The sequence below is a fragment of the Parasphingopyxis sp. genome (genome assembly GCF_052168275.1).
Classification (GTDB): Bacteria; Pseudomonadota; Alphaproteobacteria; order Sphingomonadales; family Sphingomonadaceae; genus Parasphingopyxis.
Window position 1 is genome coordinate 17,290 of record NZ_JBQLZM010000091.1, and the last position, 11,510, is coordinate 28,799.

At 64.7% G+C, this 11,510-nt stretch carries 13 protein-coding genes, 1 tRNA gene and 1 pseudogene; 9 read left to right on the plus strand and 6 right to left on the minus strand.

The genetic code is table 11. The features are described from left to right. Positions 1-57: 57 nt before the first annotated feature. Entirely contained in the window at positions 58-858 is an 801-nt protein-coding gene (locus tag ACTS1X_RS08215) for a SapC family protein (protein WP_442613903.1), read from the plus strand. A 179-nt stretch (positions 859-1,037) separates the two neighbouring features. Here the strand turns inward: ACTS1X_RS08215 and ACTS1X_RS08220 are convergent, their stop codons facing one another. Continuing rightward, positions 1,038-1,913: an N-formylglutamate amidohydrolase gene (locus tag ACTS1X_RS08220; RefSeq protein ID WP_442613904.1), complete on the minus strand. Its 876-nt coding sequence runs from the start codon at positions 1,911-1,913 to the stop codon at positions 1,038-1,040. A gap of 140 nt (positions 1,914-2,053) precedes the next feature. Here ACTS1X_RS08220 and cpdR point away from each other — a divergent pair, with 140 nt between their 5' ends. Both cpdR and ACTS1X_RS08230 read left to right on the plus strand, forming a co-directional pair. Next, positions 2,054-2,428, plus strand: coding sequence for a cell cycle two-component system response regulator CpdR (cpdR, locus tag ACTS1X_RS08225; protein WP_442613905.1), 375 nt, complete (start codon positions 2,054-2,056; stop codon positions 2,426-2,428). Between the two features lie 50 nt (positions 2,429-2,478). Next, positions 2,479-2,553 (plus strand) — tRNA-Val (locus ACTS1X_RS08230). Positions 2,554-2,590: 37 nt separating this feature from the next. Here the strand turns inward: ACTS1X_RS08230 and ACTS1X_RS08235 are convergent. Together ACTS1X_RS08235 and ACTS1X_RS08240 are read right to left on the minus strand one after the other, a co-directional pair. After that, on the minus strand, positions 2,591-2,812 hold the full coding sequence (locus ACTS1X_RS08235) for a helix-turn-helix domain-containing protein (protein ID WP_442613906.1): 222 nt from the start codon (positions 2,810-2,812) through the stop codon (positions 2,591-2,593). Positions 2,813-2,815: 3 nt separating this feature from the next. Beyond that, entirely contained in the window at positions 2,816-3,355 is a 540-nt protein-coding gene (locus tag ACTS1X_RS08240; protein ID WP_442613907.1) for a hypothetical protein, read from the minus strand. Between the two features lie 130 nt (positions 3,356-3,485). On the opposite strand from ACTS1X_RS08240, the gene ACTS1X_RS08245 reads away from it, so the two are divergent. Next, on the plus strand, positions 3,486-4,229 hold the full coding sequence (locus ACTS1X_RS08245) for a CPBP family glutamic-type intramembrane protease (protein ID WP_442613908.1): 744 nt from the start codon (positions 3,486-3,488) through the stop codon (positions 4,227-4,229). A 145-nt stretch (positions 4,230-4,374) separates the two neighbouring features. Here ACTS1X_RS08245 and ACTS1X_RS08250 read toward each other — a convergent pair whose 3' ends face one another. Both ACTS1X_RS08250 and ACTS1X_RS08255 read right to left on the minus strand, forming a co-directional pair. Further along, positions 4,375-5,571, minus strand: coding sequence for a thiolase family protein (locus ACTS1X_RS08250; protein WP_442613909.1), 1,197 nt, complete (start codon positions 5,569-5,571; stop codon positions 4,375-4,377). Positions 5,572-5,598: 27 nt separating this feature from the next. After that, entirely contained in the window at positions 5,599-5,829 is a 231-nt protein-coding gene (locus tag ACTS1X_RS08255) for a DUF6356 family protein (RefSeq protein WP_442613910.1), read from the minus strand. 122 nt (positions 5,830-5,951) lie between these two features. Here ACTS1X_RS08255 and ACTS1X_RS08260 point away from each other — a divergent pair, with 122 nt between their 5' ends. From ACTS1X_RS08260 to ACTS1X_RS08280, 5 genes are all read left to right on the plus strand, one after another. Next, positions 5,952-7,574 carry an acyl-CoA dehydrogenase family protein gene (locus ACTS1X_RS08260; protein ID WP_442613911.1) on the plus strand — a complete coding sequence of 541 codons (1,623 nt, stop codon included), beginning with the start codon at positions 5,952-5,954 and terminating at the stop codon, positions 7,572-7,574. 82 nt (positions 7,575-7,656) lie between these two features. Beyond that, the gene (locus tag ACTS1X_RS08265; RefSeq protein WP_442613912.1) at positions 7,657-9,012 is read left to right on the plus strand and encodes a GntP family permease; all 1,356 of its coding nucleotides are present in this window, start codon (positions 7,657-7,659) and stop codon (positions 9,010-9,012) included. 49 nt (positions 9,013-9,061) lie between these two features. Then, the gene (locus tag ACTS1X_RS08270; protein ID WP_442613913.1) at positions 9,062-9,622 is read left to right on the plus strand and encodes a DUF484 family protein; all 561 of its coding nucleotides are present in this window, start codon (positions 9,062-9,064) and stop codon (positions 9,620-9,622) included. Beyond that, the gene (locus tag ACTS1X_RS08275) at positions 9,607-10,536 is read left to right on the plus strand and encodes a tyrosine recombinase XerC (protein ID WP_442613914.1); all 930 of its coding nucleotides are present in this window, start codon (positions 9,607-9,609) and stop codon (positions 10,534-10,536) included. Before ACTS1X_RS08270 ends, ACTS1X_RS08275 begins: the two co-directional genes overlap by 16 nt. Positions 10,537-10,551: 15 nt before the next feature. Then, a complete protein-coding gene (locus tag ACTS1X_RS08280; protein ID WP_442613915.1) occupies positions 10,552-11,013 on the plus strand; it encodes a hypothetical protein in 462 nt (153 codons plus the stop codon). Here the strand turns inward: ACTS1X_RS08280 and ACTS1X_RS08285 are convergent. Then, a pseudogene (locus ACTS1X_RS08285) lies at positions 11,010-11,510 on the minus strand (glutathione synthase); the annotation flags it as partial. The gene ACTS1X_RS08280 and the pseudogene ACTS1X_RS08285 sit on opposite strands and share 4 nt — an antisense overlap.

Consider the following 11,510-nt stretch of genomic DNA (forward strand, 5'->3'; position numbering starts at 1 on the left):
TCAGAGCCGCTGATTTGGTTGGCGGCTCTCCCTTATTCCGGCCACAGGAGATATTTCATGGCTAGCGCTGCCCCGCAGCAGAATTTTCCGCTGTTGTACAATGACGTCATTCCGCTCTCGAGCCAGGATCACGCGGCCTACAAATTACAGGTTCGGCCCAAGATGCCGTTCCTCGCCGAAACGCACGCCGTTCCGGTGACGATCGACGAATTCGTCGTCGTGCAGCGCCATATGCCGATTGTCTTCTCCTCCGGCGAAAATCCGGTTCCGCTCGCGCTGATGGGCCTCAACCAGGGCGTCAACGTGTTCCTCAACGAGGAAGGCGAGCTCGCCGGAAATCCGGTCTACATGCCGGCCTATGCCCGGCGCTACCCGTTTCTTCTCGCCAAATTGCGCGCGGATTCGGAAGAGCTGTCGCTCTGCTTCGATCCGACCACCGATATCATCGGCGAATATGATGAAGGCGAGCCGCTGTTCGACGGCGCCGACGCGTCCGAAACGACGAAGAGCCTGTTGCAGTTCTGCGAGCAGGTCGAGACCTCCGGCCACCGGACCGTCGCGTTCGTCGAGGAACTGGTCAAGGCGGAGTTGCTGATGGAAGGCGAAGTCTCGATCGATACGCCGAATTCCGACAAGCCGTTCGTCTATCGCGGTTTCCAGATGGTCAATGAAGAAAAGCTCAAGGAAATCCGCGGCGATCAGGCGCGCAAATTCGTGCAGAGCGGGATGATGCCGCTGATCTATGCGCATATGATGTCCCTGCAGCTCGTCCGCGATATTTTCGCGATGCAGCTCCAGCAAGGCAAAGTGCCGCCCCAGCCGGACGCCAACGTCCCGCAGGGCATGGAGCAGAATTAGCGCGAAGCCGCCGTTTCCGCGGCGTTTTCCGTCGCCGCTTGAAACCCTGCGAAGTCGTTAATATCTTGGGAAGGCACATGGCTGCGTGCCCCCCTTTCGCAGCCAGTGTGGGCGCATCGCCTGATGCGCCCCCTCCCTGAACCTGGCCGCCTCGCGCTACCCCTGCGCGGGGCGGTTTTTTATTCGGCGGCGAGCGCGTCGGGCGGCGAAAGGGCTTCGTCGGCCAGACCGTCCGCTATGGCCGCAACGGCTTCGGTGACACGATCGATCGCGGGCTTCGGCTGGTCATGGTCGGGGTCCAGGTAGAGAGAGCGGCATATTTCGATCTGCAAGCCGTGAATATCGCGCTCGGGCTTGCCGTGCCGGGCCAGGATGTGGCCGCCGGCATAGGGGGTGTTGAGCGCCGTTCGAAAGCCCAGATCGCGGCAAATTTCCGCGGCGCGGGCCGCGAAGGCCGGCGCGGCACTGCGGCCGTGGCGGTCGCCGAGCACGATTTCGGCAGACGCTTCCCCATCCTTCGGCCGCAACGGCGGCATGGAGTGGCAATCGAGCAGCAACGCAATTCCGAACCGTCGGCGCGCGGCCGCAAGCATGTCGGAGACAAGCGCATGATAGGGCCGGTGGGCGAACCGGATCCGGTCGGACAGATCGCGATGCGCAATCGGATGCCGATAGATATTGCCGTGCTGGGCCAGCCTGCGCGGGACGAGACCGAGCCCGCCCCGCACCTTCGCGGTAATGTCGAGGCCCGACGGTTTGGGACGGGGCGCAACCATGGCGGGATCGATTTCGCGTTCCGAGCGGTTGAGGTCGATCCAGGCCCGCGCGACTTCGCCGATGACCACCGAATAGCCCCGTTCTGCGAGGGGCGCGACGAGCGTATCGACATGGCGGTCTTCGAGCGACCGCAGGCGCATTTCGTCCAGCCGCGCGGTTTCCAGCAGAGTCTTCGGATAGTGGCGACCGGAGTGCGGTACGGACAGTATGACCGGCCTTTGCGGATTTTCGGGTCCGAGCTGGCGGACATAATCGGGCGGAGATCCGCAAACTTCCATGCTTCGAGCACTATTATCCCGCCCGCGCCATGGCAAGATGCCCGAAAATTGATCGGAGGCTGGAAAATTTTAAGGGCTATGTTCTATACTCCCCAACGGATGCGCCAGGGGGTGGCGTGAAGACAGGTGATGGGACGACAATGATCCGTATCCTTTTGGCCGAGGACGACACGTCGATGCGCGAATATCTGAAACGCGCGCTCGAACGGACGGGTTATGCCGTCGATACCGCGGATTCGGGGGTAACGGCGCTGCCGATGCTCCGGAAGGACCGCTACGACCTGTTGCTGACCGACATCGTCATGCCCGGCATGGACGGGATCGAGCTCGCGCAGGAAGCATCGAACATCGCCCCCGATATGCGCGTGATGTTCATCACCGGCTTTGCCGCGGTCGCGTTGAAGAACAACAAGACGCCGCCCAATGCCAAGGTGTTGTCAAAGCCGTTTCACCTGCGCGATCTGGTGCTCGAGGTGGATCGCATGTTCGAAGTGGGCGACGCTTCAGGACTTTGAAATCAGCGGTTGCGCAGAGGCAAGCGCTCCACTAGATAGCGCCTTCGCGTGGGCGCGTAGCTCAGTGGTAGAGCACTGTGTTGACATCGCAGGGGTCGCTGGTTCAATCCCAGCCGTGCCCACCATTTTCCCCTTATTGTCAACAATATAACCGGTCGCGCGCTATTCCGGCGCCTCCTCGTCCGGCACATATTCAAGCAAATCGCCCGGCGCGCATTCGAGTATGCGGCAGATCTTGTTCAGCGTGTCGAGCTTTACGCCTTTCACGCTACCGGATTTGAGTTTCGACAGGTTCGCCTCGGTGATTCCGATTGCCTGCGCCAGCTCTTTCGACTTCATCTTGCGGCGCGCCAGCATGACGTCGAGCGTGACGATTATCGCCATGCGTCACACATAGTCTTCGGTTTCCCTCTTATACGCATAGCCCTGTTCGACGATGTGCGACGCCGCATAGATGATGGCGGAGGAAAACAGCATGGCTGCGTGGATTACCGAGAAGCCAAGATGCGTCCAGAGCGGCGCGTCATCGAAATAGCCCATGGCCCAGCGCATCACCCCGCTTAGCGCAAAGGCGGACAGGACGGCGAGCGCGGAATAGAGCGCATAGGCGCGAAGCCGCCGGACCGTCGCCAGGCCGACCAGCTGGCCGGCGAGAAAATTGCGAAACATCTCGAACAGATGCCAAGACGCACAGAACCAGAAGAACAGCACCGGAAGCGACGCGCCAAGTCCGTAGATGCGGCGCTCAGGCAGGGGCGCATCCTCGAACAGGACGATGAAGTTCCGGCCGAGCGCATCGTTGCCGATGCGCTCCACGCCGAACCCCCAGAACAGGACCACGCCCGCCAGCGCGAGCGCGGCGATGAGCGGGATCACGACGATGAATATCCGGCTCGCCGACCGGATCCGGTTCGGTGCTATTGACATCCGCGCTATCTTGCCTCCAAAAGAAATAAATTATCGTAAAATAATAATAAATTGCTGTAATCGATCTTGGCGGACGGATGGGGCGCGTGCAAGCCCGTTTGTGCAGGGCAGCTTATGGGGGAAGAGAATCATGGATGTGGGTGTCGTCAGCTATCCGCTCAGCGCGCTGCTCTGGAATGGCGTTTTTCTGATACTCGGCGGTATCGGCGCGCTGTTCACGCGTACGCATTTCAACATCCGCTGGTTTGCGGCCGCGATCTTGTTGTTCAACCTTAACGTGGCGCTGGTGCTCGATTTTTTCGGGCTCAATGCGGCGCTACTGGATTTAACGGGCAATCCCGAACTGCAATTTAACTGGGTTGGCAAGATATTGGCGCTCATCGTCTCGCTGACGATACTCGCGTTCGGCCTTGTCGACCGGCGCGAGGCCGGGATCACGTTCAAACAGGCGAAAGGGGCGCATATCGGCTGGATTGCCTTCGCGATCCTGTGCATCATCGATATCGTCATCGCGCTGATGATCGAAACGCCGCCGTTCGATGGCGAAGCGATCGCCTATCAGCTCACCATGCCCAGCATCGAGGAAGAGCTTTTCTATCGGGGAATCCTGCTCTTCTGCCTGATCAAGGCGTTCGGCGCGGGCCCCAGGATCGCGGCGGCGAATTTCGGCTGGGCCGCGCTGATCGGATCGCTGATGTTCGGGGCCGTGCACAGCCTGTTCTGGGCCGGTGGGGAACCCGTTTTCGCGATCGAGATATTCCTGATCACTGGCTCGCTCGGGCTGCTGCTTACCTGGTTGCGGCTGAACACCGGTAGTATCCTGGCGGCGGTGCTGCTGCACAGTGTCATCAACACGGTGTGGCGGCTCATCTGAGGCCCAAAAAAGTAGGCCATCATGGCGTCCGGCCGGGTCGCATAAAACCGGATGGACCATGATGGCCTTGGCGATTAGGTTTTGGAGTGTCGCTATCGCCGGAAACAGCTATCGGCGATTGCGGCGATTCGCTTTGTGACGCAGGTCACACGATCTCGAAAAGGCCGGCCGCGCCCATGCCGCCGGCCGTGCACATCGATACGACGACGTAGCGCACTCCGCGGCGGCGACCTTCGATCAACGCATGGCCGACGAGCCGGCTGCCCGTCATGCCGAACGGATGGCCGATCGCGATCGCGCCGCCGTCGACGTTGAGCTTCTCCGGATCGATGCCGAGCGTGTCGCGGCAGTGGAGGCACTGGCTGGCAAAGGCCTCGTTGATCTCCCATAGGCCGATCTCGTCCATCGACACGCCGGTCCGTTCGAGCAGCTTGGGGATCGCGAAGACCGGGCCGATGCCCATTTCGTCGGGATCGCAGCCGGCGACCTGGAAACCGCGATAGATGCCGAGGACTTCCTTGCCCTCGGCCTCCGCCGTCGCCCGATCCATCAGGATCTGCGCCGATGCGCCATCGGAAAGCTGGCTCGCATTGCCCGCGGTGACATGCTTTCCCTCCTTGATCACGGCGCCGTCCGACCAGACCGTTTTGAGCCCGGCCAGCGCCTCGGCCGTCGTACCGGCTCGCAGGCCCTCATCCCGGCTCAGCGTCACCGTCTCGGTGCCCGCTTTGCTGCCGTCTTTTTCGTAGAGCTGCCTGTCGACGGTGATCGGGACGATCTCGGCGTCGAGCCGCCCCGCTTCGGTCGCGGCGACGGCGCGTTGCTGGCTCATGGCGCCGAACTCGTCCTGCGCCTCGCGGCTGATGCCGTAGCGCTCGGCGACGATCTCGGCGGTCTCGATCATCGGCATATAGGCGTGCGGCACCCGCTCCACGACCGACTGGTTGATATAGCGTGGCGCATCCTTGGTGACGGTATGGCTGATGCTCTCCATCCCGCCGGCCATCGCGACATCCATTTCGCCGCACATGATCGCCCGCGCCGCGAGCGCGACCGCGGTCAGCCCCGATCCGCATTTGCGATCCAGGGTGAAGGCCGGGATCGTGTTGGACAGGCCCGCCGCGAACAGGGTCATCCGCCCCAGATTGCCGCCCTGCGTGCCCCATTGATTGCCGGCGCCGAAGAAGAAGTCGTCGATCCGTTCGGGATCGATGCCCGCGCGCCGGATCGCGGCGTTGACGACATGCGCGCCCAGCACGGGCGCTTCGGTGGCGTTGAACGCGCCCCGATAGGCCTTGCCGATCGGCGTGCGCGCGGTGGCGATAATGGCGGCTTCGCGCATCGGCAAAACTCCTGCTGCTGAATTGGTCTAGATAACCCAGTCTTCCTGATAGGCGCGGCGGCGCTTGACGACCATCTCGTCATGCAGCCGGCGAACCGTCTCGCTCGCCGTCTGCTGGCAGAGAAACGGGAAGACGCCGTGCAGGACGCATAATGCGCCCGCCGCGATCATTCTCATTCCGAAGCCCGAGGCGGCAACCAGGTGCTCGCCATAGCTTTCGCCGACGTCCCGGAGATGTGCGGTGAGGATTCTGGTCATGAATGCGTTCCGAAAAGCTGACTGGGATGCCGCCAGCCTAGACGATCCGCTTGCGCAATTCACCCCGATAAGCGAGTTTGCGGAGTTCGCCGCCCCATCGGGCTGAAATCGGGAAAGCGCCAATGACCGCCAGCCTCCGTCCCATCGAGATGCTCGACACGCATGACGTGACGAACCAGCCGCCGCCGCTCGAAGGTTTCGACCGGTTCGGTTCGGACCGCGCGCTCGTCCATGCGGTGACGATGGCCGGCGGGCGGCCGCATCATGAACGACTGACCGGATTCGGCCGCCGGACGGGATCGGCGGAGGCGATCGAATGGGGCGTCGCGGCGAACGCGAACCCGCCCGTCCTCGAAACGCACGACCGCTATGGCCGCCGGATCGACGAGGTGCGGTTCCATCCGGCCTATCACGGGCTGATGGCGCTCGGCCTCGACGAGGGGATCGCGGCGGCCGCCTGGGACGGCACCGAAGCCGGACATGTGCTGCACTCGGCGATGGCCTTTCTGCTCGGGCAGGTCGACGCGGGAACGCAATGTCCGATGACGATGACCTATGCCGCCGTCGCGGCGCTCGGGCGCGATCCGGACATCGGCGATACATGGATTCCCCGCATCACGGCGTCGCGCTACGATCCCGCCGTCCGCCCCGCCCCGGACAAGGCGGGCGTCACGATCGGCATGGCGATGACCGAGAAACAGGGCGGCTCGGACGTCCGCGCGAACACGACCAGGGCGGAACCGGCCGATGGCGCATACCGGCTGACCGGTCACAAATGGTTCTGCTCGGCGCCGATGTGCGACGCGTTTCTGACCCTCGCCCAGGCCGAGGGCGGGTTGACCTGCTTCCTCGTCCCGCGCTGGACGCTCGATGGCGAGCGCAATGCCGGCTTTCGGGTGATGCGATTGAAGGACAAACTCGGCGACCGGTCCAATGCGTCGTCCGAGGTCGAATATCACGGCGCCTATGCCGAAAAACTCGGCGAGGAAGGGCGCGGCATAGCGACCATTATCCGCATGGTTCAGCACACACGGCTGGATTGCGTGGTCGGTTCGGCGTCGACGATGCGCGCCGCGCTCGCCGAAGCCTTGTGGCACGCCGCGCATCGCCGGGTCTTCCAGCGCGCCCTCGCCGACCAGCCGGCCATGGCGGCGGTCCTCGCCGACCTTGCGGTAGAGAGCGAGGCGGCGACGGCGCTCGCGTTCCGGCTGGCGGCGGCCTTCGATGCCGAGGAACCGCTGGCCCGGCTGCTCACTCCCGTCGCCAAATACTGGGTGTGCAAGCGCGCGCCGGGTCTCGTTTACGAGACCATGGAGTGCCTGGGCGGCGCGGGTTATGTCGAGACCGGCCCGATGCCGCGCCACTTCCGCCAGTCGCCGTTGAACGCGATCTGGGAAGGTTCGGGCAATGTGATCGCGCTCGACGTGCTGCGGGCGATGGGGCGCGAGCTGGAGACGCTCGACGCGCTGCAGGCATTCCTCGCATCCGCGCGCGGCCGGTATCCGGCCTATGATCGCTGGCTCGACGGCTTGGATCTGGAGAATGCGGCCGAGCATCGGGCGCGCCACACCGTCGAGCGGCTCGCGGTGGCGGCGCAGGGCGCGGTCCTGATCGGGGCCGACAGCCCGGTCGCCGAAGCCTTTTGCCGGTTGCGGTTCGAGCATCCGGCCTTCGCCTATGGCGCATCGGATGCGGCGATCGACACCCGCGCGATCGTCGAGCGCGCGACGCCGGAAGGCTCGTGACGGCCGCCGGGCGCGGCGTCTGTCTACAGGCACGGCGCGCATCGCCTTGCCTTGACCGGGACACAGGCTAAGCCTCGCCGGAATGATAAGCACGATCGGCCTGATAGGCGCGCTGGCGCTGTTGATCTGGATGACGGTGCGCGGCGTCAACATCCTGATCGCGGGGCCGGTCGCCGCCGCGATCGTTGCCGCGACGAGCGGGATCGCCTGGCTACCGCCGCTGGCTGCCGCCGAGGCGCCGGATTTCGCGACGAGCTATATGGCGGGTTTCACCGGCTTTTTCGCCGACTGGTTCTTCATGTTCCTCTTGGGCGCGATCTTCGGCGAGGTGATGGGCGCGTCCGGCGCGGCGGCCAGCGTCGCGCACTGGATCATCGAGAAGATCGGCATCCGTCACGCGGTGCTCGCCGTCGTCGCGGCCTGCGCGCTGCTCACCTATGGTGGGGTCAGCGTCTTCATCGTCGCTTTCTCCGTCTATTCTCTGGCGGTCAGCCTGTTTCGCGAAGCCGACCTGCCGCGCCGATTCATCCCGGCCGCACTGTGTTTCGGATCGGTCACCTTCACGATGACGAGCGCGGGCTCGCCCGAAATCCAGAATCTGATCCCGATGCAATATCTGGGCACCACGGCCTATGCGGCCTGGGAGGTGAGCCTGGTGGTCGCGATCCTGATGGCGGTTCTGGGTTTCGTCTGGCTGCAATGGATGGTGAAGCGGGCCGTGGCGCGCGGCGAGACGTTCGAGGGCCGCGATACCGACGACGTCGTCGAGGAATACCGGGTGCTGCCCAATCCGTTTCTCTGCCTACTGCCGCTGGTCGCCGTGCTCGGCGTTTTCATGATCTTCCAGTATCCGCAGCGGCTCGGCCCCTTGTCGGCGATCATGCCAGCCGAATCGCTCGACAAATGGGCGCTGGTCGCGGCGCTCGGCGCGGGTACGGTCATCGCGCTGCTGGTCGGCCTCAAGAGCCGGCGGAAGATGCCCGAGGCCTTTTCCAAGGGCGCGACCGGAGCGGTCGTCGCGATCACCAATACCTGTGCCGTGGTCGGTTTCGGCGCTGTCGCCTCGCTTTCGCCCGCTTTCCAGGAGGCGCTGGTTCTCGTCCAGAATCTGCCTGGCGATCCGCTGATCGGCGCGGCGATCGCGGTAACCGTTATTGCCGGCCTGACCGGCTCCGCATCGGGCGGCCAGAGCATCGCGCTCCCCCTGATCGCGCCGCATTATCTGGCCGCCGGCGCCAGCGCCGACGAGTTGCACCGCACGGTCGCCATCGCGTCTGGCGCGCTCGATAGCCTGCCGCACAACGGCTACGTCGTCACCACCATCCGTGCGATCTGCGGCGAAACCCATGCCGCGGCCTATGGCCCGGTCGGCGCGCTGACCGTGATCGTGCCGCTGATCGGCCTGGTCGTCGCGCTTGCGCTGTTCGCGGTCTTCTAGCCGCAAAAACTCATATCTTCTTAACCATGTTTGCGTTAGAATCCCGCGCATGGGGACGGTGATCGATTTCGAGACGGGCGCGGTCGCGCAGCTGCAGCGCCGGGTGGCGCAGGCCGAAGAGGATAATCGCGATCTGCTCGCCTTTGCACGCGGTCACTCCGGCGCCACGGCGGCGATCCACGATGCGGTCCTCGCTGCGATCTCCGCGGAAGGGCTCGACCATCTCCTCCACATCGTCACCCAACAATGGCCCGATATTCTCGGCGTCGATGCGGTCAGTCTCGCGCTCTATGTGGGTGAGCGGGGCGTTCGCGCGGATATCGCCGGCATGCAGTTCGTCGAGCGCCGCCTGATCGAGAAGGCGGCCACCGATGTGGCGGGCGTCGTGCTGCGCGATTGCGAACGCGGGCATCCACTGTTCGGCCCGGCCTCGGATTACGTCCGCGCCGAAGCGCTGGTCCGCCTCGACAATGACGCGCCATTGCCCTCCGGCCTGCTGGCGCTCGGGCAGCGCGAGAGCCAGGGCATGGAAACCCATCACGGCGCCGAACTGCTGCGTTTTCTCGGCGACAGCCTCGCACGGCTTCTGGGCCGGTGGCTGCTGCCCTGACGCCCGACGCCCATCCGGCGACCGCGCTGGCCGGGGAATGGGCGGCGCATCTGGGCCGCGACCGGCGGCGATCCACTCATACGATCCGCGCCTATGTGGCCGGCGCACACCGGCTTATATCCTTTCTCGGCCGGCATCGCGGCGAGGCGGTGACCGGCGCGACGCTCCGGGCGCTGGATGCGGCCGATCTGCGGGCGTTCCTGGCGCATCGCCGCAACGAGGGGCTGGCCAACCGCTCGACGGCGCGCGAACTCTCGGCCCTGCGCGGTTTTCTCGCCTTCGCGGCCGAACGGGCGGGGGAACAGGCGGTGATCCCACGCGTCAAGGGGCCGAAACTCAAACCCGGCGTGCCGCGCCCGATCGCTCCGGACGAAGCCGTGGCGCTCGCCGAGGACGTTGCCGCCCAAGCGGCCGAGCCCTGGATCGCGGCGCGCGACTGGGCGGTGCTGCTGCTGCTCTACGGCGCGGGGCTGCGGGTCGGGGAGGCGCTCGGGCTGACGGGTGCCGTGCTGCCGCTCGGCGAGACGCTGTCGGTGACCGGCAAGCGCAACAAGACCCGGGTCGTACCGCTGCTCGACAAGGTGCGCGAGGCGATCGAGGATTATGTGCAGCTCTGCCCCTATCCGGTCGGGCGGGACGATCCGCTGTTCCGCGGTGCGCGCGGCGGCGCGCTCGGGAGCGATATCGTCCGCCGGGCGGTGCGCGGTGCGCGGGCGCGGCTGGGGCTATCGGGCAAGACCACGCCCCATGCCCTGCGCCACAGCTTCGCGACGCATTTGCTAGCGCGGGGCGCCGATCTCCGCTCGCTGCAGGAGCTGCTCGGCCATGCCAGCCTCAGTTCGACGCAAATCTACACATCGGTTGACGCGGCACATCTGCTCGACGTCTATCGCAACGCCCATCCGCGCGCCTGACGGAAAGGACCTGCCGTGCCGACGATCAAGATTTCCTCGATTTTCGACGCCCCGGCGGATCGTGTCTGGGAGGAAGCGAACACGACCCGGCTGCTTAACTACGTCACGCGCGGCCGGATCGCTTTCGATCCGATCGATCCGCCGCAGTTTCCCGAACGATGGGCCGAAGGCGAGTACAAAGTCGCTATGCGGGGTTTCGGAACGATGCCGCTTGGCTCTCAGACGATCGGTATTGAATTCCCGCCGCCGCAGGGAGATACGCGCATCCTGCGTGATAACGGGCATGGCCGGTTTTTCCGGAAATGGGATCACCGGATCTATGTCGAGCCGGTCGGGGAGGGGCGCACGCGGTATACCGACGAACTCGATTTCGACGCCGGCGTGCTGAACGCGATCGCCAAGCCCATAGTCCGGGAATTCTACCAGCATCGCCAGGCGCGCTGGAAGAAGCTGATCGCCAACGATTTCCGCTATTAGAGCTTGCTTTCGATCGCATCCCAGATCTTCGCGCCGGTATCGGTGCCGTTGAAGGCGTCGATCGAGACGATGCCGGTCGGCGAGGTGACGTTGATCTCGGTCAGATAGCCGCCGATCACGTCGATCCCCACGAAGAGCAGCCCGCGTTTCTTGAGCTCCGGCGCCAGCGCCTCGCAGATTTCGAGCTCGCGCGGGGTGAGCTCGGAGGCCGCGCCCGATCCGCCGACCGCGAAGTTGGACCGGATTTCGCCTTTCTTCGGGAGCCGGTTGACGCCGCCTGTGGGTTCGCCGTCGACCAGGATGATCCGCTTGTCGCCCTGGCTGACGTCCGGAAGGAAAGCCTGAACCATGAACGGCTCGACCCAGACCTGGCCGAACAGTTCGGTAAGGGCCGGGAGATTGCCGTCGTCCGGATCGAGCTTGAACACCGCCGTGCCCGCATTGCCGTAAATGGGTTTGACGACGATCTCGCCATGCGCGCGCTGGAAGGCTCGGAC